Consider the following 22,318-nt stretch of genomic DNA (forward strand, 5'->3'; position numbering starts at 1 on the left):
CAATGGTGATCGTGAACCGTCCACCGTTAAAGGCGAACTCCTGCATTTGTCATCCTGAGCGCAGCGAAGGACCTGAACTTGGCAATAACGACTCTTCCCAAGCTGATTACACTTTGATATCGAATTTATTTCTGCATCAAAGTGACCGACTGAAAAAAAAAACACCCTTTGTGCACCTTCCCTTCTTCGTGCCTTAGTGGTTCAAAATATCTCAATGGAAAAGGACGCTAAAATATACATTGCCGGCCACCGCGGTATGGTGGGCTCTGCCATCCATCGCCGGCTGCAGCGGGAAGGCTACACCAACTTTATCCTCCGCACCTCTAAAGAGCTAGACCTCCGCAACCAGCAACAAGTTGCCGACTTCTTTACCGCCGATAAACCCGACTACGTATTCCTGGCCGCTGCAAAAGTGGGCGGCATCGTAGCCAACAATACGTACCGCGCCGAATTTCTGTACGACAACCTGATGATCCAAAACAACGTGATCCACCAGGCGTATGTGCAGCGTGTAAAAAAGCTGATGTTCCTGGGTTCTTCCTGCATTTACCCCAAGCTGGCACCCCAGCCACTAAAAGAAGAATACCTGCTCACCGGCCCACTGGAGGAAACCAACGAGCCCTACGCTATTGCCAAGATCGCCGGTATTAAGATGTGCGATGCCTACAGGGCACAGTACGGTTGCAACTTTGTTTCGGTAATGCCCACGAACTTATATGGCCCCAACGATAACTACGACCTGGCCAACAGTCATGTGTTACCGGCACTCATCCGCAAAATGCACGAAGCAAAAGAGCGGGGTGATGCTGAAGTAGTAGTGTGGGGCACCGGCACCCCCGCCGCGAATTCCTGCATGCCGACGACCTGGCTGATGCGTGTTATTTTTTGATGCAGCAGTACAATGAACCGGGATTGGTGAACATTGGCGTGGGCGATGATGTCTCCATTAAAGAGTTGGCAGAATTGGTAAAAGAAGTGGTAGGTTTCGAAGGCAGCTTGGTGTTTGATACTACTAAGCCGGATGGTACTCCGCGAAAACTAATGGATGTAAGCAAATTGAATGCATTGGGCTGGCAAGCATCCATTGTGTTGAAAAAAGGAATTAGCACTGTTTACAAGGAGCAGTTTTCGGGAACAACTTTAGACAACACAAAGGAGTTTGTAAGTCAGAAGTAATCATTATATCAAATAAGGAAGTAAAGGCTCATGTATCAACAATTGATTAATAAGGAGCAAAAGCTTGCGGTGATTGGGTTAGGCTATGTAGGCCTGCCCATTGCTCTTGAATTTGCCAAAAAGATTTCGGTGATCGGTTTCGACATCAATGCCCAGCGCATCGAGCTAATGAAGCAAGGCATCGATCCCAGCAATGAACTGGAAAGGGAAGCATTTGAGGGCTGCGATATTACCTTCACCAACTCCCTCGATGTACTGCGGGAAGCCACTTTTTTCATTGTTGCCGTTCCTACTCCGGTAGACCACCACAACGTGCCCGACCTGACGCCAGTGAAAAAGGCCAGCGAAACCATCGGCAAGGTGGTAAAGCAAGGCGATTACGTAGTGTTTGAATCTACTGTGTATCCCGGCTGCACCGAAGAAGACTGCCTGCCCATTATTGAAAAGCTATCAGGCCTTACTATGGGCGAAGGCTTCAAGCTGGGTTATTCTCCGGAGCGCATTAATCCGGGTGATAAAAAGCACACCCTTTCCACCATTGTAAAAGTAGTGTCGGGATGTGATGCTGAATCTTTGGAAACCATTGCCAAAGTATATGAGCTGGTGGTTGCTGCAGGCGTGCACCGTGCTTCAAGCATCAAAGTAGCAGAAGCTGCCAAAATCATCGAGAACACCCAGCGTGACCTCAACATTGCCCTGATGAACGAGCTGTCGATCATTTTCGACCGCATGGGCATCAACACCTTTGAGGTGCTGGAAGCTGCCGGTACCAAGTGGAACTTCCTGAAGTTTTTCCCAGGGCTGGTGGGCGGACACTGCATTGGTGTAGACCCTTATTATCTTACTTACAAGGCAAGCGAACTTGGCTACAACTCAAGGGTTATTCTTGCTGGTCGTTATATCAACGACAACATGCCCATTTACCTGGCCCGCAAGGTAGTGCAGCACGTTATCAAAAACGTAAGCGATGTAAAAAGGGCCAAGGTGCTGGTGATGGGTGCTACGTTCAAGGAAAATGTATCGGACATCCGCAACTCCAAGGTGGCAGATGTAGTGAAAGAATTGAAAGACTTTTTCCTTAATGTAGACGTGGTGGACCCGCATGCAGACTCGGAAGAGCTGCAGCATGAGTATGGCTTTGGCCTGGCAGCGGAAACGGCAAAGGATTATGATGCGGTGATCGTTACCGTATGTCATGAGCCGTATGCTTCGTTGGATGATGTGTATTTTGCATCCATTACCAAACCAAATGCCCTGATTGCCGATTTGAAAGGTACCTACCGTGGTGCCATCACCAATAGACAATACTGGAGCTTCTAAATTTGCATCAAAGGACAAATGGCATTTATCTTTTCGGGTTTTGCAAACAATGAAAGACCATACATTAATTATCGCCGAAATAGCTCAAGCCCATGAAGGCAGCTTAGGAATTTTGCACTCTTATATCGATGCAGTAGCTAAAACAGGTGTGAATGCAATTAAATTCCAGACACATATTGCTGATGCTGAGAGTAGCCAGGAAGAGCCATTCAGAGTAAACTTTTCTTATGTCGACAAAACAAGGTTCGACTATTGGAAGCGAATGGAATTTAACGAGGACCAATGGGTTGGTATAAAACAGCATTGTGACGAAGTAGGATTGGAGTTCATAAGTTCTCCATTCTCAATAGCCGCAGTTGAACTACTAGAGCGGTTAGGAATGACGCGGTATAAAATTGCATCGGGAGAAGTTGCAAACCTGCTGATGTTAGATAAGATTGGTAAAACCGGCAAACCAGTCCTACTATCATCCGGGATGAGCTCATATGATGAGATTGATGCTGCTCTATCTTTTTTTCAGAAGTATGAAAATCCATTGTCAATTTTACAATGTACAACCGCATATCCGGTGCCGGCAGAATCGCTGGGTTTAAATGTCATCAAAGAGTTGCAAAGTCGCTATAATTTGCCTGTAGGATTGTCTGATCATTCAGGCACAATTTACCCTTCTATAGCTGCTGTCACCTTAGGGGCCACTATTATAGAGGTCCATGCCACATTTCATAAAGAAATTTTTGGCCCTGATACAAAAGCCTCGCTTACACTATCACAATTAACTGATTTGGTCGAAGGCGTTAGGTTTATAGAGCGTGCATTGGCCAATCCTGTGAGAAAAAATGAGAACAGCCATTATAAGGAGGTAAAAAAGATTTTTGGAAAGTCTTTGGCCGTTAACAAAGATATTGATGCAGGTCATGTTTTGAACCTTGACGATTTGGAGAGTAAAAAGCCAGCAGGTTGCGGAGTGCCTGCTTCCGAATTCGAGTCTGTAATCGGTAAGGCTGTAAATAAGGCACTAAAAAAATATTCGTTTCTTACAAAAGGGGATCTGCAGTAATGAGTAAAAGAAAAGTTTGTGTGGTAGTAACTGCACGTCCAAGTTATAGCCGGGTAAAAACTGCATTGAAGGCAATCCAGGACCATCCTGAATTGATATTACAATTGGTTGTAGCAGGCTCGGCACTATTGGACCGGTATGGCAATGCCGTAAAAGTGATCGAAAAAGACGGCTTTGAAATAGCGGAAAAGGTGTTTGTGTTATTAGAAGGAGAAAATCCAACCTCGATGGCTAAGACTACCGGATTGGCAATCATGGAGCTTTCAACTGTGTTTTATAATTTGAAACCTGATGTTGTAATCTCTATTGCCGACCGATACGAAACGGCTGCAACTGCGATTGCTGCTTCATACATGAATATTCCGTTGGCTCATATTCAAGGAGGTGAAATAACAGGAAATATTGATGAGAAGGTACGGCATGCAGTAACTAAACTGGCCGATATTCACTTGGTTTCTTCTGATAAAGCTTATGAGCGAGTAATACGGATGGGAGAAGATCCTGCTTATGTTTTTAATACAGGTTGTCCTTCCATCGATTTGGCTGCAGAGATATTGACTGACATTGACTTGGGTTTTAACCCTTTTGATAAATACGGCGGGGTAGGACCAACTTTCGATATTAGTAGGGGCTATTTAGTCGTAATGCAACATCCAGTAACGAATGAATATAGAGAAGCAAAAGATCAGGTAAATATTACATTGGAAGTCATTCAGGATCTTCAAATTCCTACATTATGGTTTTGGCCCAATGTTGATGCTGGTGCTGATGGTACCTCTAGCGGTATTCGGGCTTTTAGGGAAAAGTATAACCCCGAACATGTGCACTTCTTCAAAAATATGGAGCCTACAGATTTTCTGAAGTTGCTGCATAATTCAAAATGCTTAATTGGCAACTCCAGTGTGGGCATTAGGGAGTGTGCCTATTTAGGTGTGCCCGTTGTAAATATCGGCACTCGGCAAGAAGGAAGGGATCGGGGTAAAAATGTAATTGACGTGGCCCATGATGCCCAACAAATTAAAGCGGCAGTTCAAGCGCAGTTAACTGCTGGTAATTATGGCCGGGATTATTCCTATGGCGATTCAAATGCAGGTAAAAAGATCGCTCAGGTTTTGGCTGAGGTAAAGTTGCGATTCCATAAGAAATTGAATTACGCATGAAAATTTTAGGTCTAATACCTGCTAGGGGGGGTCTAAAGGAATACCCCGTAAAAATCTTGAAAAGATTGGAGAGAAAAGCTTGATCGAGCATACAATAGCAGCTGCTAAAGAAAGTAAGCTTTTGACGGATATTTTTGGAAGCACAGAAGATGCTGAAATAGAAGATGAGTTTCAACGATTGGGTTGTACCACAATTAAACGGCCAGCGACATTAGCAAATGATGAAGCTCCTATCATTCCAGTAATTAAACATACAATAGAGTGCCTCAAAGAAAAGGGTAAAGAATTTGATTGGATAATGTTACTTCAAACAACATGTCCTTTCAGAAGCAGTTTTGATATTGACAATGTGGTTAATTTAATAAATGAAAAAGGCTGTGATTCCGTGTTAAGTGTTTATAAGGTTGAGGATAACCATCCCTCTAGAATGTACAAGATTGAAAATAACCGGCTGGTTTCTTTGTATCCTGAAAATAATACTAGAAGGAGACAAGATTTAGAGCCCGTCTATCATAGAAATGGTGCAATCTATGCTTGCAAAATTGATACTCTATATGAAATCAATTCATTAATCAGCGCGGATGTTTATCCATATATTATGCCGCAGATCAGGTCCTTTAATATAGACAATGAGCTTGATTTATTTATTGCACGGCAAGTATATAATTTAGTGTATGATAAGAAAAAAAATCCTAATAGCTGAACCGGAAAATTTCAGTTTGCAGGCCATAAATCTATTAAGTGAGGTTGGTTCAGTTTATCGTAGAGAAATTACGTCTGACGAATTGACGGTATGTTTTGCTAATTATGATGTAATTATATTTCGGCTGAAGTTTAAAATAGATGATATACTTCTTCCCCAAAATCCAAGATGTAAAATTTTAGCTACTCCTGTCACTGGCCTAGATCACATTAATATTGAGGCATGTAAAAGAAAAGGTATTGATGTTATTAGTTTAAAGGGTGAATTTGATTTCTTAAGAAGTGTAAGGGCTACGGCGGAACTTACTATAGGACTTACACTGGCTTTGTTGCGACATATACCACGTGCCGTAATTCATACTCAACAAGGCAACTGGGAAAGAGATCTATTTCGTGGCAATGAGATATATAAAAAGAAAGTAGGTGTGATTGGGCTTGGCCGACTAGGCACAATAGTAGCTGAATATTTTAAAGTTTTCGGAGCGGAGGTAATAGGTTACGACCCGAGGCCAGATTTCCCTTACGATATGGCAAATAGAGTGGATCATATCAGTGATATATTTAGAGAGGCCGAAATAATAACAATTCACGTGGCGTATAATAACACAACTCATAATTTAGTTGGTCAAAAGGAATTTTCAAATATAAATGGAAGTAAGCCCTTTTTAATAAACACATCAAGAGGAGGTGTCATTAATGAGGAGGCTTTGTTAAATGCTTTGAAAGATGGATTGATTAGAGGAGCTGCCTTAGATGTTGTGCAAGACGAACACAATATGTCATTAAATAATCACTTAATAGAGTATTCTCGAAAAAATGATAATTTGTTAATTTCTCCCCACATTGGAGGAAATACATTTGAGTCGTTTGTAAAAACTGAAATGTTTATAGCCCAGAAAATAGTACAAAAAATACAAGCTTTAGCATGATGGATAGAAGCGCTATCATGAAAGCTATTAATTCGCTTGAACAAAAGTATCCTGTTTCAGATTGGGCTGTAAATGATATCAATATATGGCCTTTAGTCAGGGTAAAGCTGATCGCGTCACTATACGGAAAAGGAACAAGTACAAATGCTGTAAAAGTTAAGCCAATTAGTAGGCCTTTGTTTTTGCAAAAATCTTTTCTAAAACTTAAAAGCATTTATAATTTCGTTGTTGGTTGGAGGGAATATATTTTATTGAAAAGAATATTCAATCATGGAATCGATTTAGTTTTTTTAAGTTATGTAGCCCATCGCCAAAAAATAGATGGGCTTTATTATAATCGATTTTGTGACCTGTTCCTCGATGAGGCTCAAATTCACCAGCATAAACCATTATTATTAGAATATAAAGGAAACATTACCAATTATAAGCTTCCCCGAAGCAGCGAAACTCATGTCTTTTCGGCCGATAATGCTACGAATTATTATAAAAAGATAGCCAGACGTAAAAAGAAAGTTTTTCAAATTAGGTTAAAAAATTATAACAAGTTTCTTCAGGATGTTTCACTCCTATTCGGAGAGGCCCCTTCAAAGGCAGTTTCACCTGATCTGATAGTTAGAAATGCAAAAGAACTGGATTTGACGGCCGACTTTTTCACAAGTTTATACAAAGGGACAAAACCCAAGGCAATTTTTTGCGTAAGTTATTATTCAAGCCAGGCCCAAGGACTCATTTTAAGTGCATATAGGAATAATATAAAGAGCATAGATATCCAACATGGCATCCAAGGTAAACTACATGAAGCATATGGAATGTGGACCAATATTCCAGACCATGGTTTTAATTCGCTTCCGCAATATTTTTGGAATTGGACTATAAAAGGGGCCGCTGTCATCAAAGATTGGGCATCTAACACCAAATTTCATAAATCAATAGTCGGTGGAAACCCGTGGCTAATATTTTGGGAAAAAAACTTTGCATATAAGTCTATTAGCGAACATCATGATTTAGCAAACTTGATAAGTGGGAAAAAAGTAATTTTATATACACTTCAACCCTCGTTTGAACCCTTTCCTGAATTTGTTCGGAAGGTAATTGAAAAAACAAAAGGCGAATTCGTGTGGTTGATAAGAATGCATCCTCGCCAGTTAGCAAACATTGAATCAATTGAAAGCCAGGTAAGTGAATTAGGTATTGGCGAACATATAGAAATACAACTTTCTACTAGTACTCCACTACCAATTTTATTATCAATTTCTGATTTACATCTAACAGTTTATTCCACTGTAGCAATAGAATCTGCCACGTTCAACATCCCAACATTATTTATTGGAACTTTAGGTCGAGCATATTTTTCTGATCAACTTCCATCGGAACTAACTTTTTACGATATAGAAGACGAGACAAAACTACTAAGTAATATAGAAGCCGCAAGTGGCAGAAAGGGACATTGCCAGTTGAATACTGAAAAAGCATCAAGTACTTTAAGCGGTATCTTTAAATCTTTGGTTGATGCATAAATTGAAGTTCATAGATAAGATCAAATTAAAGATAAAAGGCTTTTTTGACGTTGGTTATTTCAAGTTAACAAAAGAAAGCGTATTAGCCCCAAGTGCTCAAATTATTAGTTCTAATTTAACTGGCACTCTAAAAATATCTGATGGGTGTAGATTAAACAGATGTGAGATAAGTGGGAAAGTAGAAATAGGTGAAAATACGAGGCTTAATAAGGTATTAATTTCCGGACAAGTTGTTATCGGCAGGAACACCTCAATATGGGGACCAAATACAGATATTTATAGTAATTGTAATAATGTAGAAGTAGGGAACTATTGCTCAATTGCTAGAAATGTTTCTATACAGGAGTTTAATCATCAAACAGACAGAATATCTACGTATTTTGTTTTAAGCAATATTTTCAAGGAAGAAATTTCGGCAGATATCACTTCAAAAGGAAAGATCTCAATAGGACATGATGTATGGATTGGGGCTCACTGTGTAATATTGTCTGGGTCAACGATCGGTAACGGTGCTATCGTGGCTGCTAATAGTGTGGTAACTGGTAATGTACCGCCATTTGCAATAGTGGCAGGATCTCCTGCGAAAGTAATTGCCTTTCGGTTCGAAGAAGAATTGATTTACATGTTACAAGAAATTTCTTGGTGGCATTGGCCAACAGAAAAAGTGTTTCGAAATAGAGCTCTTTTTGAAGGGAGATTAACAAAACAAAAATTGAGTCAGATACTGCCTTAAGGCAGTTTTTTGCTTTTAAGAAAAGAATTTTGAAAAAGATGATAGGAAGAGTGGCATTGTATGGACTAGCGCCACAAGTTTCAAAAATAGCCAGCTTTTTTGTTCTTCCGATAATTACAAAGGATCTCACGGCGACAGATTATGGCATCGCAGGAATAGTAACTGCGTATACCGCTGCATTTGCTGTCTTTCAAAATTTAGGATTGAATGTTGTGCTTTCTAATAGTTTCTACAAATCACCTATTCAGTATAAGTGGCAATGGAGGCAAATACATGGGTTCCTAAGTATTTGGTCTTTCATTTTTGCCGTAGCATTAGCAGCAATCCTATATTTCGCAATTCCATCGGAAGCAGCGCAACATAAACACATCATTATATTACTAAACTGTATTCCGGTTGCATTTTTTGCGACAACCCAGAATATTACTTTTCGTTTTTATCACCTTTCGCAGAAAGCAAAAACATTAGCAGTACGAACCATTATTATCGGTATAGTCACGGTGCTTACCAACTTATATACAATCTCATTCCTAAAGTTGGGATATTTAGGATGGTTCATTTCAATTTTTGTGGGTAATATTTTGAACGTTATACTTTTTTCTTACCCGATTTACTTCAAATACAAACTCACCCCAATATTTAATTTTAAGAGACGAACTATCAATAAAGCATTAGCTGTTTCTATTCCCACTATACCACATTATTATGCAAGCTACTTACTTAACATGTCAGATCGTGTGATTATGGATCTGAAGAATGTGAGTGTTAAAGAAATAGGTGCGTATAATCTGGCATACACATTTGGTAACTATTACAGTGCCCTTGTTGACGCGATAAGTCTAGCCGTCAGCCCCACATATCTAAAGCTGTACAAAGAAAATTCTCGTGAATCGCTCCTTGCAGTTCGAAATCTAACATACACAATTCAAATCAGTCTTTTCTTCATCAGCTTTATCATTTGTGTATGGATAAGAGAGCTTTTCCAGTTGTTAATTAAAAATCCAGATTTACATACGGCTTATCCAATAGCAATAATCATTATAATGAGCTACAACTATCGCCCAATGTATTTAGCGGCAATCAATAGATTGTTTTTTCTGGAGAAGACTAAGGTTCTTTGGCGTGTCACCTTTATTGCGGGTGCTCTTAATGTAATCTTGAATCTAATATTCATTCCTTTATTTGGAGCAAAAGCAGCAGCCGTGATAACTTTTGTGAGCTATTTATACATGGGTTTTTCCGGATTTTTCCTGAAAGATTATAAAGCAACCAACAATATCCAACTAAGGCCTATTTTTTGGCTATTGGCTATGGTATTGCTGTTATTTGCTGTTTCAATTTTGGTGACTTTGAGTTGGCCGATCAAAGTATTTGTTAGTTTTTTGGCTGCAATTATTACCTTCTTTTTTTACAAAAAGAATCTCCATCAGTTTTCTAAAGATTTTTGAGATTTGGAAAATTTTCGTGGTTAAACAATATGACTGAAGAAAAAATTTTAGTAACAATCATTATCCCAAATTATAACAGGGCCCACCTGATTGGGGAGACGTTGAGCTCAATACAAGCGCAAGCTTATGAAAATTGGGAAGGTATAATTGTAGATGACGGTTCAACAGATCAAAGCATTGATATAATTAATAGCTTTCTTTTACAGGATCTTAGGTTTTCGTTAATTAAAAGAAATAGGTTGCCGAACGGAGCACCAACTTGCCGGAATATTGGAATGGAGCATGCAAATGGCGACTACATAATGTTTTTAGATTCTGATGATCTATTATCGCCCAATTGTATTAAGGAAAGGGTTAAAGTAATCCTTAGCAATTTGCCTTATGATATTTATGTCTTTCCCAATATCCGGTTCAAGGGTTCAATAGAAAACACAACCACATTATTTTATGCGAACGACATGTCTTTGAGTGATGTAGCAGCATTCCTTGTTCGGCCACAGTGGTGTATTTCAGGTAGTATTATCGATATAAAATTCATAAGAAAAAATGAAATTAGGTTTGAGGAAGGGTTAACTAAATGGCAGGATTGGGAATTTCACTTAAAGATATTAATAGCAGGGGCGAGATGTCTTAGGGGTTCGGATAAACCTGATGTATTTTTAAGGCAACATATAGATCCTAGTAGAATTAATTTTTTTGCACATAGAGTCAATCCAGAACATTCTACTATTTTAAGGTTAATGCACTTACTTCATTCTAAACTCATAAAAGCTCAGCTATTCAATGACGAGGTGAAAGAAGCATTTTATTGTAGATGTTTAGAACTAACCGCTTTCTTAATCAATACCAAAAACTATAGGATAGCTCAGCTATTAGTTGTTTTCATGAAGGATGTATTCGGAAAACAGAAAATATTTGATATCATTAAAATAAGAGCACTCATTAGTCTTTTAAATGTTTTTTCAGGTTTGCCAAAAATTAAAACATTGGGTTATGTTTTGATAATTCGCAGTTTGAATCACAACAAAAAGAAAATGTTATTCCATGTACCCTAAGGTTAATATTTTAATACCATCTTATAATCAACAAGAGGTGCTTGTTAAGGCAATTGACAGTGCTTTAAGATTTGAATATCCAAACTTGAGTGTAATAGTTTGCGATGATAACAGCCCATTATCAATTGATTGGATTATCAACTTATATAAAAACGAAAAGAGGGTCAAAATTTTTCGTAATAAAATAAACATTGGAATGGTGGAAAATTACCGCCGATTAGTGTATGAATTATCAGATGCTGAATGGCTAATGAATTTGGATGGCGACGATTTTTATATAAACGAAACCTTTCTTAAAGATTGTTTAAACCAAAAGGATTCTTTTGGCAAAGATCGTATCGTTTTCTTTATGGGCTGTAAGGCCTTATACTACCCTGATAAAAATGAAATAGTCCCCAAGCCCTTTTGGACAGCAAAAAGGGCTTGGAAATTGATTAAGGGTATCGATTATGTGATCGACTATTATCCATTTCTAAGTAACTTTTCTCATTCTGCAATATTATATAATCGTTCTATGATCGGAACGGACTTGTATTCTTTTAACTCCTTAAATACAGATGCAAATAGTTTTTTGAAACTAGCATTAAAAGGAAATATTGTTTTGCATAACAAGCCAGTGGTAGCATGGCGAATACACGAGCATAATTCTTCAAAAGGCGTTCAAACTGAAATTAAAAATTCGAAAGAATACTCTGCTATGTTAGACGTAGCCGAAAGTATCAGAATGGTCGATCCAAATAGGTCCAAGGTATTTAGAAGTAGAATATACTCAACTTATTTTGAAAGACAGATCTATCAACTATGGAAGAAAAAAAATTACAAAAAAATTTGTTTTGAGCTAGTTAGCGATAGAAAATCCATAAAAAGTAAATGGAAAACTATTGCTAACCTCTTGTTCAAACAGTTAAAAATAACTGAGTAAAGTTTCACTAATTAGTACTCTTCAACGGAAGAAAGTGTAATGAGTAAAAAGTCTACGTTGTTCATAATACCGTCTTTAGCACATGGAGGTGCAGAAAATCAAGTGATCATGCAATGTAATGCACTGTATGAAAGAGGTTGGCAAGTTTATTTATGTGTTTTATCATCAAAAATAACATTATTCCCACTGGTCAAAATACCGGCTACCAATATTTTATTGTTAGATATTAAAACAGATGTATTTAATCTCAAAGGAATACTTGCAACTGCTCGTGTAGTGAAAGCTTTGCATCAATATATAAATCATTTCCATATCGATCAGGTTGTGGCAAACCTACCTCTAAGCCATTGGTATAGTAGAGTTCTCAAATTAGCAAATCCAAGGGTAAAGTTATTTATTTACCATCGTTCTCTTCAGTATGATGCCAGTCCATTAAATACGCCTTTGAAAATAGTATTCAATTTTTTTCAAAGTAGCTTAGCAAGAATAACGGACAGCGTTTCAATATGTATATCACAAGCCGTAAGGGAGAATATATCGCGAAATTTCACGTTGAAGAATCCTGTCATTTTATACAATAGCGTACCAGACAGGTACCTCGACTTTGAAGGCAAGTTAGCTAATCCTATTTTGGGAAATCTTCTGCATATAGTTTTTCCAGGTCGACTACATCCGAGTAAAGGCCATTTATTTTTTTTATCGGTTTTAAAGGAATTAGATCCAGCTATCCGAGAAAAAATTTGCGTTATCATAGCGGGTGGCGGAATACTGGAGGATCAGATATTGGAGAATATTGTTTCCTCCAATATGCAAGGAATTATTCAAGTTACTGGCTTTATCGAGAATAGAGAATTGTTAAAGTTGGTGTATGATTCAAATTTCGTTGTAATCCCTTCTATCCATGAAGGGTTAGGTAATGTCGCTATTGAGTCGCTAATGTTAGGAAAAACTGTAATCGCTTCTAATGCAGGCGGATTGAAAGAGATTATTCAAGATGGGGAAAACGGTTATATGTTTGAAGTGGGACGTAGAGAACAACTGATAGAGGTATTGGAACGCGTAATAAAACAATATCCCAATTCGATAAAAGCTAAGGATAAGCTAAGAGAGAGTTATCTAAATCGTTTTTCATTAGATTCACACCTGGAACGGTTGGCGGTAATTTTGACGTGAGCTCTTACGAACCCAAAAATTATTTCATAAAAAGAATTAGTAATTAGCATTAGGTCTTTTTTTCTTTTTCCAGTTTAAAATGGTAATCTACAGATTTTATTTTTTATTCTTTTTGTCTTCACTTGTCTCTGTTAGTGGATATGCGCAAGTAGAGGACCATAACGAAATCAAGCAAATTGTTTCCATCTTGACTAACGAATTAGAGAAGACCGGAATAAAAGTGCCATCTGTTTTCGTGGGACAACCAACCCCATCATCGAATGGTATTTTTTTGCAGTTGATTGAAAATTCTGTAGTAAAAGAAAGTGGACTTTATGAGAAACCTGCTGAGTCTTTTTCTATAAAGATTTTTAATGACATAGTATTACTTCGCAGTACAACGACTCGTGGCCTTAAAAATGGCGTGTATTGGTATCTTAATTTACTTGGTTTTAGATATTATTTTCCAAATAAAATTTGGCACCATGTTCCATCTGTAAAAACCTTTTTTCCACCATTGGATAGAGTTGTAACTCCATCATTTCAATACCGACGTATTTGGTACGCTTACGGAACAGGATCCAAGACGGCGGATCGGGATTATGACTATTGGGTAGAAGCCAATCTTTTAGGCGGGGATGAAGTTAGTGCAGGACATTCATATGAGGGTATTGTGAACCGAAATAAAAAATCTTTCTTGGAGCATCCTGAGTATTTTGCTCAAAAGGTTCAAGCCGGCATAATACCACCTAACCCAAAATTTGAAGTAGGAAATGAAGCGTTAGTCCAATTGATAATAGCTGATGTATTGAACCAAGTTGAGGCTTCAATAAAGAAAAGGGGTACGCCTCCTGCTATGATTTCACTCGATCCGTCTGATGGTGGTGGATATTCGACTACTAAATCATCTCTTCAAATAGGTGGTCCAAGTGAGCAGGTTTTTTATTTGGCCAACCGCGTCGCAAAAATTTTAAGAGAACGACATCCTTCTGTGCGAGTAGGTCTATATGCCTACAATTATCATGCGGCCCCCCCAAGGTTTGCAATAGAATCTAATATTACAGTGCTTATTGCTACTTCGATGAACAAATCTGCATTTCGAACAGAGGAACTGATCGAAATGTGGCAGAAAAAAAAAGTTGTGGTAGGCATCCGCGACTATTTTGGTGTAATGGCCTGGGACTGGGACATGCCTGGTCAGCCATCTGGAAGTAAACTCACTTATGTCTCCAAGCTGAAAAATTACCATCAACTTGGGGTTCGGCTCTTTAGTGCAGAAACAAATGTTGGATGGATAAGCAGGGGTTTGGGACATTTCATCGCCGCACAGATGCTTTGGGATGTTACTCTTGATCCAATTGTTTTGAAGCGGGTATTTCATGCAAATATGTTTGGAGAGGCTGCTTCAGAAATGGAGCAATTATTTGATGCATGGCAGCGATATAATCAGCCTATACCTTTAGAGGGCGATTTATATCATTGGTATGACTTGCTGGAAAGGGCTGGAAAAAAGGATTCGGACAACCGTGTACAAGCAAGAATCACACAGGTAAAGAAGTATTTGCATTACGTATATCTTTTCCGTTTATGGAAAAATAGTAGTTCTGATGAAAAACTCGTTAAACTGTTAAGTTTTGCTTATCGGGTACAACACGAAGGAGTAGCTGCTAGTTATCCGCTTTTTCGAAGGCTTGCAAATGCGGCTGTTAAAGGAAAAGCAAATATGAAGTTTGATGATCCCGCTGCATTATGGAAAATGATTAAGGCACCAGTAACGCCTGAGGAAACAGAAAGAACATTTAAAGAGGTTTTTGTGACCTTGGATCCAAGCCAAAGAACAGTTCAATTAAGGTTGCCGAAAAATTTTTCTGGTCAAAAGAGCCAGAATGCAAATTCTAAAGTAGACGAACAACTACAGTTAAAAAATTCTAATGTAGTTTCACTAAGAGGAGGGCATACAATCGTATTTCAGCTAACAGACAATACTAATTCTTTTCTTAAAATAGTAAACGGCTTAATAAAAGCTCACCAATATAAAAAATTAGTTCTAAAAATTTTCAACTATCATCCAGAGCTTTCAACATCAACATCAAAATTGGTGCTGAAGCAAGACATATTACCTGAAAAAAGTGCAACCTTAATCCCTCTTTCAGCATTGAAACCTGGTATCTACATGGCTTTTATAGACGATGCAAAAAACGGCTTTCGGGTAAGCTTTTCTGGGGGTGTCCGGTTTGGAATTGTTGCAGATGATCGAATGCAAGCTTGGACGTATGGAAGAAATAATCTGGTTTTTGATGTTCAGAATGTCAAATCATTTTCGATAAGAAATAGCGGTCCTGTAATAATAAAGAGTCCAAATGGACGTATTATCGATCTACAGAAAAAAAGAGGGTTAATAAGAGTTAACGTACATACAGGAGAAGAAGGGATTTGGCAAATGATTAAGCAAAGTGGTGTAATCAGTTTGCAGGGTATTTTACCTTTAGTTTCCCCTAGCGAAGAATTTCTGCTACAAAGTCAGTAGTTAATTTTATCAAATTTTATCTTACTAAATTGGAGACCGTATTATATCTGTCGTATACTGGGATGACAGATCCGTTAGGCCAATCGCAAGTGCTATCTTACTTGAGCGCCTTGAGTCAAAATGCTGGTTACCGATTTGTAATCGTGAGCTTTGAAAAGCCAGAAGTTTACAACCGACTTAAAGATACAATAGAGGAAGCTTGTGCAAAGGCCGGTATCGAGTGGCATCCGTTGTCGTATACCTCAAAGCCTCCGGTGGTTTCTACGTTCCGCGACGTAAGGCGCATGCGCAGCAAAGCGATAGAACTGATGGAAAGACACAGGTTTTCTTTAGTACACTGCCGCAGTTATATTCCATCACTTACTGGCCTATACCTGAAGCGTAATTTCGGCATTCCTTTCTTGTTTGACATGCGGGGATTCTGGGCCGATGAGCGGCTGGACGGAAATATCTGGCACCTGTCCAATCCGGTATACAGGATCATATACCAGTATTTTAAAAAGAAAGAGAAACAGTTTTTGTTGAATGCTAATCATATTGTTAGCCTTACACGAAATGCCCGTGATGTGATTGGGTCGTGGAAGCTTGACCTTTCACCCTTGCCCATTACTGTCATTCCCTGTTGTGTGGACATGTCGTTGTTTCAGCCGCAAAATGTTTCGGCGGATAAGCAATCACAGGTGCGGCAGGCACTGGGCATCCCACAGGAAGCAAACGTCATTTCTTATGTGGGTTCATTGGGTACCTGGTATATGCTGCCCGAAATGATGGCTTTTGTAAAACAATATTTCGATGCTTTCCCCGGCTCCTATTTTATGATCCTGACCGGTGAGCCGGAACAAATGGTACACGATACTGCCCAACAATATGGTGTGGATATACAGCGAATTAAGATCAAAAAAGTACCACGGGCTGAAATGCCCATCTATATATCATTGAGTACCCTTAGCATTTTTTTTATAAAGCCGGCTTTTTCTAAAAAAGCATCATCTCCGGTAAAGCAAGGCGAGTTGATGGCAATGGGGATACCGATCGTTTGCAATGATTCGGTAGGCGATACCGGGGAAATAATTGAGGCTTACAAGGCAGGGATCGTATTGGATTCTTTTACGCCTCAAGCATACGCACAGGCTATAGCTCAATTAAAAGAAAGGCAATTTGATAAACACCAAATTATTTTGGGCGCACAGCAAGAGTATTCGTTGGAGCATGGAGTAAACTCCTATGCTTCGGTGTACCAAAAGATCCTGAATGACTAAAAAACGGCAAATTCATTTCTTGCTCATTTATCCGCACAATACAGCTCCAAGCCAGCGTTTCAGGTTTGAGCAGTTTTTTCCGCTCTTGGAACGGAATCAATTTATTTGCTCCACAAGCTGTTTTTACGATGAGGATACATTTAAAGAGTTGTATCAGGCCAATGGAAAATTTATACTTGCGTTGCGCCTGGTGTGGTGTTTTTTGAGGCGTTGTGTGCATATGTTTAAACTGGGTAAATATGAATGTATCCTGATCCAGCGGGGCGCTGCTCCATTCGGTCCACCCATTTTTGAATGGCTGATCAGGTATATCTGGCGAAAGCCCATAATATATGATTTCGATGATGCCATTTGGCGGCAGCCGGAGGGCTACAATTCCATCTTAAAGCGCTTCGTAAAAGCACACTACAAAGTGGCGTTGATCTGTAAATGGGCGCATACGGTAGTAGTAGGCAATAGTTACCTGGCAGCGTATGCAGCGCAATTCAATAAGCGGGTGGCGCTGATTCCAACAGTTGTCGATACCGAGCATTGGTTTACACCAGTAAAAGATAAAAAGGATTGTGTCAAAAATGCACCGATGGTAATTGGGTGGACAGGCTCCCATACAACATTGCCCTACCTCGAATCTTTAGAGCCGGTTTTAGAAGAATTGGCTAATATAAACCAATTCTCGTTAATGGTCATGGCCAACAAACAACCTGGTTTTAAAAACATGCCCTACCAATTTATTCCGTGGTCAGAAGATACAGAGGTTGCCCAGTTGCGGAAAATAGACATTGGTATTATGCCTTTGCCAGATGATGAATGGACCAAGGGTAAATGCGGATTTAAAGCGATTCAGTATATGGCCGTCGGAAAGCCCGCGGTGGCTTCTGCGGTTGGGGTAAACGCAGAAATAATTGATCATGGCGTCAACGGTTTTTTATGTGCCAGCCATGACGACTGGTTAAAAGCGCTCAGCTATCTTTTGAACCATCCCGAAGCCGCAAAAAGCATGGGAGCGGCCGCTAGGGAGAAAATGGTGCAAAATTATTCACTTAGGAAGGCTGGATCCGAGTGGGTGTCTGTATTGCAGACCGTTTAACTTGTCGGCTTCTTAAAGCATGCTTTTGAGCTTTGGGTGCTGCCATTGCATTAATGAGCACCAAGCCAATTAAATAGAATGGAACGCAAGGTGCCTTGTAACGCACTAGGGCCCCAAAATTATATGAGGTGAATCCTACTGCAAAGCCAAAGACCAGGGCAAACGAAAAACAAAACAAAACCTCTTTAATAGCAAAAATGGATTTTAGAAAAGAACCTATGCCACTTTTTCGAATCACTTGAATAGTGAACAGCAGGATGGCTAGGCTCTCCAGGGCCGATAATAACATGACCGGGTTGGACACTTCCCAAACATAAGGCCGGAAAAAAGTGACATTGATAGCCAATGGTGCTTTCGCAAGTATAGCACCGGGACTGCTGTAATCCATATCACCCAACGTATACCCCGAGCCGGTCCGGTTCGTTCCCCCCCTCCCCGCAACGGAAATCCGTTCATGGTACCCTTGGTAAGTCTGCGCGGTTTCCGCCAGGTTTTCCAAGGAGTATCGTTCAAAGGCCGCCCCGATCTGGTTTAGCATAAGAACCGCAATTCCTCCCATAATTACAGTGGCAACCGGCATAACCAATACTTTGGCAGTGGCGCTTTTCAGGTTGGCTTTAAGGCTCAGCAAGGCATAAAAAGCAATGGCTAGGAGCATCGCAATAGCGATATAAGCCTTTAAATATACCAGCACATAAAATCCTGAAAGGAGCAGTGCTATGGAAAGTATTTTCTGTTTGTTGATAAGAAAGACATTTTGAACGGCGTAAACGATGATGCCAACAAACAACATACAAAGGCTGTCTTTCATGATACCCGAGCTCCAAAACACCACACCAGGAATAAATAAAGTAACAATCGCTAATGGCTTGTGCAAATTTGGATATAGCCGGTAAAAAGATAAAAAAAGCAACCACAGTCCAATAAAAGACAGAGCGGCAAAAAGTAACGTACAGGCCCAGAAGGAATTAAATGAAAAAAGGTTGATAACAGCCGCGAAACGTTTGGTAAACAGGGTAGCCTCCGATCCGCCTAACAAAAGATAATCATCCCATAAAGCATTGAATGGGCGTCCTTCAGAAAAAAAAGCTGTATAGAAGGCAGAAGCGCCACGGAAATACATTTGCGTGTCGCCGCCTCCATAATAATACACATATACCCACGCAAAACCCAGCCCGCACACCAGCTTCAGCAACAAGCCTTTCACAAAATATGGGCGTATGGCCAAGGGCAACTTCCGGGAAAAGCTATATCCTGTTGCCAGGATAAGCAACACAAAAAGTAGTATAAGGACAAAATCAACGCCGGTTAAATAATTGTTCATGATGCAGGTGCAAAATTAGGTGGTTGGGGGCGTATTGGAATATATCAGCTAATGGTGTATTAAACAGGCTGTATATGGAATGGTACATAAGCAAATTGTTCTGCTCCAGGTTGCAAATGATTTGAAGTAAAATTGGCTGTTTAAACTCACGGCTTTAAAAGCCCATTCCGGAGGGCAAACAAAACCAGCCCCGCCACATTCTTGGCCCCTGTTTTTTCAAGCAACTGCTTCCGGTGGGTGTTAACAGTGGACGGTTTCAATTGCAAAGCCTTGCATATTTCCTTGGTCGTGTATTCCTGGCAAATAAGGGCCAGTACCTGTTGCTCTTTTTTGGTGAATAGGGGGAACGAAAGGCCTCCTGCTCCGTCCCTGGCCCTAATATGGCAAATGGCTTGGGAAAGAACTTTATTTATATCTGGGCTGATATAAGGCTGTCCCCGGTCCACAAACCTGATGGCCCGAAACAGTTCAGAAATTGGTGCATGGAGCGGCACAAATCCCTCCGCACCGGCAACAAGGGCGGAAAGGATTAGTTGCGAGGGTTCCGGCGCACCAAATAACACAATACCTATTTCTGGATGGGATGTTTTTAGATCGGAGGTCAGCGTGGCACAATCCAGGTGGCCTAAATGGGTTTCAGCAAGTACCACCTGGGGCGAAAACTGTTGTATTTGTTCCTGTAAAGTTGTGGGGGAATGCGCTATTTGTGGTACCTGAATATCGGGCTGTTGTTGTAGCAGCAAGGAAAGGCCTTGTGCAAAGATGGGCGAGGAAAAGGCAATTGCAACAGTTATGTGGCGATCCATAAAGCGTAAATAGGGTACACAAAAGGGGATGGGTACCGGCGATGGGGCAGGGTAGAGCCAAAGGGCACCTGCACCCAAACTACCAAATTTTAAGAGGCAGCGCAATAGGAAATCCCTCATCGGTGATAAGGTGTTTTTACGGGTGGGAAGTAATAATAGTATGGATTGACAAAAATGGGGAAGGTTGCCAATTTTAAGAATAACAATCTGTTCAGTTGATGGCAACCTATTGTTTAACTGCTAAATGAGAATAATATGATCACCTTGCCCACCCGCGTCACCATTTACGTAAAAGACGTTACCAACATCACCGGCCGCAGCGAACGTACCGGCCGCAAACTGCTGGCACTGATCCGCAAAGCCAACGGCAAGCCGCCCCATGCATTCGTAACGGTTGAAGAGTTTTGCGCATTTACCGGCATCCGCGAAGAGGCGGTCCGACCATTCCTGCAATACTAAACAAGGGGAGCTTTCTTGCTGCAGCTGCCATTTTGTTGGTCACCTGCCATGGGGCAACAGCCAGGAATAAAGCCCCAAAAAGCGGGGCTGTGGATGGGGGCATCAATTCAAAAGAGGCCATTACAGGCCTCTTTTCAGTAGTCGCCGGGTATCACAGCATGAACCGGCATATCCAAGGCTACACCTTGTCGGATGCATTTTTATACAATCGCCGCACCAGCCGCTGCAGGACAAATGAAACGGCAAAACTCACCGCAGCACCCACACCGGCAAGAAGAGCTGTTTTGATCAACTCGCCGCTACTTAGTTGCAGCAGCAACACCAGCAGGGTGCCTCCGGCAGTGCCTGCCCTTGTATTTCCAGGTATTACAGAAAGGTCCATGATTGTTGTTTTTTTTAAGGTAAAAAATAGAGTGGAACAATTCCGGTAGTTAAATTGGAGCAAAGCGGGCCGGCCGAATCTCATATACACCCTTCAATCTATCATCCAACTAACTCCCCCTGCTCCCAACTGTCAACTATCAACTGCCAACTATCAACTGCCACCTCCCTCACACTCCGCTTACCCGTACAATCGCCAGCGCATTATAGGCACCGTTCTTCAAGGAGTAGGAATTGCCGTTCACTTGCTGGAAAAAAGAAATGCCCAGCACCAGCATTAGCGGGTGGGTACTGTTAGCCGCCACGCTAAACTGCAGGGAAATTGCCGTGGTAGGCGTGCCGCTCAGCGGAAGCAGGGCCGATGCATCCGTATCGGTGCTGAATTGCTCGTGTTCAAAATCCAGCGAACCGCCCCCGGCAAGGATCCGGAAATGCGTGGCCTCCGCTGGTGCCGCGATCTGCTCCATCGGCACAAAAGGGGGAATAGCAATGGCCAGGGCCCCGGTAGTCCGGTTGATCGTTGCGGTAAGGGCGCAAAAAAAGTCTGCCCCAGCTTCCCGGCTTCGTTGAACTCAAAGTTTTCCAGCAGTTCCAGTTCGCCATCCAGCACATTGCGCTGGCCGCGGGGGCTGGTGGCATCGGCTTTTACCACCCGCATCATGGTTTGCAGCATCCGGCTCACCATCCTGCTGTCTGCAGCATGTTGCAGCAAGGGCCGGAAGGCGGTGCGCAGCAGCTTGCCTGCTTTGCCCGCCCGGCCAAATTCGGCCTGGTTCTCCCGGGTGCGTTCAAATGCGGGGTCGCTGGCCATCCGTTCGGCAGAGATGCCGCCCTTTTCCCGGATCATATAACCGTCTTTCGATTTATAAAAGGTCACATCGCCAAGCGTACCTTCTACTTTAAAAATGCCTTTTTGCTTTGCCATAAAATTTGTTTTAAAAGGTGTTAAGTAATGGGGCAACAACAAGTGCAGTGGGTAAATGGCGCCTTCTGTATTACCCTGCTTACACTGTATTGAAGCCGGTAATACAAGAATAATATATGCGGTTGACGGCGCAAACGGAGCCGTCCGGTTCTGCCGCTAAAGGCTGTTTTTCAGGCAGGTATGCCGTTCTTGGGAGTGGTTTAAATAACCGGTGCCGTAAAAGGGTGTGGGTGCCGCAATTGTCAGTTGCTTCCAGTCGATTGGATAATCCAATGATCCTATATGGATAGTAAATGGATACTACATGGATATTAAATGACTATCCCCCTTTCTCTCCACTACCATCTATCAACTATCAACTGTCAACTGTCAACTGTCA

21 protein-coding genes and 1 pseudogene are annotated in these 22,318 nt (G+C 40.9%); 17 read left to right on the plus strand and 5 right to left on the minus strand.

From position 1 onward, the window contains the following. Positions 1-256: 256 nt before the first annotated feature. From EPD17_RS20370 to EPD17_RS05795, 16 genes and pseudogenes are all read left to right on the plus strand, one after another. Positions 257-867, plus strand: a pseudogene (locus EPD17_RS20370) (GDP-L-fucose synthase family protein); the annotation flags it as partial. A 21-nt stretch (positions 868-888) separates the two neighbouring features. Next, on the plus strand, positions 889-1,176 hold the full coding sequence (locus EPD17_RS20375; RefSeq protein ID WP_317126724.1) for a Rossmann-fold NAD(P)-binding domain-containing protein: 288 nt from the start codon (positions 889-891) through the stop codon (positions 1,174-1,176). 30 nt (positions 1,177-1,206) lie between these two features. Further along, positions 1,207-2,496, plus strand: coding sequence for a nucleotide sugar dehydrogenase (locus tag EPD17_RS05730; protein WP_132052507.1), 1,290 nt, complete (start codon positions 1,207-1,209; stop codon positions 2,494-2,496). A 49-nt stretch (positions 2,497-2,545) separates the two neighbouring features. After that, the gene (locus EPD17_RS05735; protein ID WP_132052509.1) at positions 2,546-3,553 is read left to right on the plus strand and encodes an N-acetylneuraminate synthase family protein; all 1,008 of its coding nucleotides are present in this window, start codon (positions 2,546-2,548) and stop codon (positions 3,551-3,553) included. Further along, positions 3,553-4,713, plus strand: a complete 1,161-nt coding sequence (gene neuC / locus EPD17_RS05740) for a UDP-N-acetylglucosamine 2-epimerase (protein ID WP_132052511.1) — start codon at positions 3,553-3,555, stop codon at positions 4,711-4,713. Before EPD17_RS05735 ends, neuC begins: the two co-directional genes overlap by 1 nt. A gap of 79 nt (positions 4,714-4,792) precedes the next feature. Continuing rightward, positions 4,793-5,416: an acylneuraminate cytidylyltransferase family protein gene (locus EPD17_RS05745; RefSeq protein ID WP_240040752.1), complete on the plus strand. Its 624-nt coding sequence runs from the start codon at positions 4,793-4,795 to the stop codon at positions 5,414-5,416. Next, complete coding sequence (locus tag EPD17_RS05750) at positions 5,388-6,344, plus strand: NAD(P)-dependent oxidoreductase (protein ID WP_132052515.1); 957 nt, start codon at positions 5,388-5,390, stop codon at positions 6,342-6,344. The genes EPD17_RS05745 and EPD17_RS05750 overlap by 29 nt, the downstream gene beginning before the upstream one ends. After that, positions 6,341-7,861 carry a hypothetical protein gene (locus EPD17_RS05755; protein WP_132052517.1) on the plus strand — a complete coding sequence of 507 codons (1,521 nt, stop codon included), beginning with the start codon at positions 6,341-6,343 and terminating at the stop codon, positions 7,859-7,861. Before EPD17_RS05750 ends, EPD17_RS05755 begins: the two co-directional genes overlap by 4 nt. After that, complete coding sequence (locus EPD17_RS05760) at positions 7,854-8,594, plus strand: CatB-related O-acetyltransferase (RefSeq protein ID WP_132052519.1); 741 nt, start codon at positions 7,854-7,856, stop codon at positions 8,592-8,594. The genes EPD17_RS05755 and EPD17_RS05760 overlap by 8 nt, the downstream gene beginning before the upstream one ends. A gap of 38 nt (positions 8,595-8,632) precedes the next feature. After that, positions 8,633-10,042 (plus strand): lipopolysaccharide biosynthesis protein, encoded by a 1,410-nt coding sequence (locus tag EPD17_RS05765; RefSeq protein ID WP_240040790.1) that lies wholly within the window; start codon positions 8,633-8,635, stop codon positions 10,040-10,042. A gap of 29 nt (positions 10,043-10,071) precedes the next feature. Beyond that, complete coding sequence (locus EPD17_RS05770; RefSeq protein ID WP_132052523.1) at positions 10,072-11,097, plus strand: glycosyltransferase family 2 protein; 1,026 nt, start codon at positions 10,072-10,074, stop codon at positions 11,095-11,097. After that, a complete protein-coding gene (locus tag EPD17_RS05775) occupies positions 11,087-12,019 on the plus strand; it encodes a glycosyltransferase family 2 protein (RefSeq protein WP_132052525.1) in 933 nt (310 codons plus the stop codon). Before EPD17_RS05770 ends, EPD17_RS05775 begins: the two co-directional genes overlap by 11 nt. 57 nt (positions 12,020-12,076) lie before the next feature. Next, positions 12,077-13,192, plus strand: a complete 1,116-nt coding sequence (locus EPD17_RS05780) for a glycosyltransferase family 4 protein (RefSeq protein WP_165929537.1) — start codon at positions 12,077-12,079, stop codon at positions 13,190-13,192. Positions 13,193-13,271: 79 nt separating this feature from the next. After that, positions 13,272-15,698: a DUF4838 domain-containing protein gene (locus tag EPD17_RS05785; protein ID WP_132052529.1), complete on the plus strand. Its 2,427-nt coding sequence runs from the start codon at positions 13,272-13,274 to the stop codon at positions 15,696-15,698. Between the two features lie 29 nt (positions 15,699-15,727). After that, entirely contained in the window at positions 15,728-16,957 is a 1,230-nt protein-coding gene (locus EPD17_RS05790) for a glycosyltransferase (RefSeq protein WP_165929538.1), read from the plus strand. Further along, positions 16,950-18,044: a glycosyltransferase family 4 protein gene (locus EPD17_RS05795; protein WP_132052533.1), complete on the plus strand. Its 1,095-nt coding sequence runs from the start codon at positions 16,950-16,952 to the stop codon at positions 18,042-18,044. Before EPD17_RS05790 ends, EPD17_RS05795 begins: the two co-directional genes overlap by 8 nt. Here the strand turns inward: EPD17_RS05795 and EPD17_RS05800 are convergent. Together EPD17_RS05800 and EPD17_RS05805 are read right to left on the minus strand one after the other, a co-directional pair. Then, entirely contained in the window at positions 17,998-19,368 is a 1,371-nt protein-coding gene (locus EPD17_RS05800; protein WP_132052536.1) for a hypothetical protein, read from the minus strand. The genes EPD17_RS05795 and EPD17_RS05800 overlap by 47 nt on opposite strands. A 146-nt stretch (positions 19,369-19,514) precedes the next feature. After that, a complete protein-coding gene (locus EPD17_RS05805; RefSeq protein ID WP_132052538.1) occupies positions 19,515-20,399 on the minus strand; it encodes a LuxR C-terminal-related transcriptional regulator in 885 nt (294 codons plus the stop codon). A 30-nt stretch (positions 20,400-20,429) separates the two neighbouring features. Here EPD17_RS05805 and EPD17_RS05810 point away from each other — a divergent pair, with 30 nt between their 5' ends. Continuing rightward, positions 20,430-20,633: a hypothetical protein gene (locus EPD17_RS05810; protein WP_132052540.1), complete on the plus strand. Its 204-nt coding sequence runs from the start codon at positions 20,430-20,432 to the stop codon at positions 20,631-20,633. Between the two features lie 178 nt (positions 20,634-20,811). On the opposite strand, the gene EPD17_RS05815 is transcribed toward EPD17_RS05810, so the two are convergent. The 3 genes from EPD17_RS05815 to EPD17_RS05820 all read right to left on the minus strand — a co-directional run bounded on the left by EPD17_RS05815 (position 20,812) and on the right by EPD17_RS05820 (position 21,939). Further along, entirely contained in the window at positions 20,812-21,015 is a 204-nt protein-coding gene (locus EPD17_RS05815) for a hypothetical protein (protein WP_132052542.1), read from the minus strand. A gap of 169 nt (positions 21,016-21,184) precedes the next feature. After that, positions 21,185-21,319 (minus strand): hypothetical protein, encoded by a 135-nt coding sequence (locus EPD17_RS20310; protein WP_262707878.1) that lies wholly within the window; start codon positions 21,317-21,319, stop codon positions 21,185-21,187. A 38-nt stretch (positions 21,320-21,357) separates the two neighbouring features. Further along, on the minus strand, positions 21,358-21,939 hold the full coding sequence (locus tag EPD17_RS05820; protein ID WP_204743317.1) for a hypothetical protein: 582 nt from the start codon (positions 21,937-21,939) through the stop codon (positions 21,358-21,360). Positions 21,940-22,318 lie beyond the last annotated feature (379 nt).

This window comes from Pseudocnuella soli (assembly GCF_004347775.1).
In the GTDB taxonomy this organism is placed as follows: domain Bacteria; phylum Bacteroidota; class Bacteroidia; order Chitinophagales; family Chitinophagaceae; genus Flavisolibacter; species Flavisolibacter aquaticus.

Excerpts from the sequence above, each read along its gene's own strand:
- EPD17_RS05795 (WP_132052533.1), top strand. The coding sequence starts at position 16,950 with ATGACTAAAAAACGGCAAATTCATTTCTTGCTCATTTATCCGCACAAT.
- EPD17_RS05755 (WP_132052517.1), top strand. The coding sequence starts at position 6,341 with ATGATGGATAGAAGCGCTATCATGAAAGCTATTAATTCGCTTGAACAA.
- EPD17_RS05820 (WP_204743317.1), bottom strand. The coding sequence starts at position 21,939 with ATGGCAAAGCAAAAAGGCATTTTTAAAGTAGAAGGTACGCTTGGCGAT.
- EPD17_RS05730 (WP_132052507.1), top strand. The coding sequence starts at position 1,207 with ATGTATCAACAATTGATTAATAAGGAGCAAAAGCTTGCGGTGATTGGG.
- EPD17_RS05785 (WP_132052529.1), top strand. The coding sequence starts at position 13,272 with ATGGTAATCTACAGATTTTATTTTTTATTCTTTTTGTCTTCACTTGTC.
- EPD17_RS05800 (WP_132052536.1), bottom strand. The coding sequence starts at position 19,368 with ATGAACAATTATTTAACCGGCGTTGATTTTGTCCTTATACTACTTTTT.
- EPD17_RS05775 (WP_132052525.1), top strand. The coding sequence starts at position 11,087 with ATGTACCCTAAGGTTAATATTTTAATACCATCTTATAATCAACAAGAG.
- EPD17_RS05760 (WP_132052519.1), top strand. The coding sequence starts at position 7,854 with ATGCATAAATTGAAGTTCATAGATAAGATCAAATTAAAGATAAAAGGC.
- EPD17_RS20375 (WP_317126724.1), top strand. The coding sequence starts at position 889 with ATGCAGCAGTACAATGAACCGGGATTGGTGAACATTGGCGTGGGCGAT.
- EPD17_RS05770 (WP_132052523.1), top strand. The coding sequence starts at position 10,072 with ATGACTGAAGAAAAAATTTTAGTAACAATCATTATCCCAAATTATAAC.
- EPD17_RS05750 (WP_132052515.1), top strand. The coding sequence starts at position 5,388 with ATGATAAGAAAAAAAATCCTAATAGCTGAACCGGAAAATTTCAGTTTG.
- EPD17_RS05735 (WP_132052509.1), top strand. The coding sequence starts at position 2,546 with ATGAAAGACCATACATTAATTATCGCCGAAATAGCTCAAGCCCATGAA.
- neuC (WP_132052511.1), top strand. The coding sequence starts at position 3,553 with ATGAGTAAAAGAAAAGTTTGTGTGGTAGTAACTGCACGTCCAAGTTAT.
- EPD17_RS05765 (WP_240040790.1), top strand. The coding sequence starts at position 8,633 with ATGATAGGAAGAGTGGCATTGTATGGACTAGCGCCACAAGTTTCAAAA.
- EPD17_RS05815 (WP_132052542.1), bottom strand. The coding sequence starts at position 21,015 with ATGGACCTTTCTGTAATACCTGGAAATACAAGGGCAGGCACTGCCGGA.
- EPD17_RS05810 (WP_132052540.1), top strand. The coding sequence starts at position 20,430 with ATGATCACCTTGCCCACCCGCGTCACCATTTACGTAAAAGACGTTACC.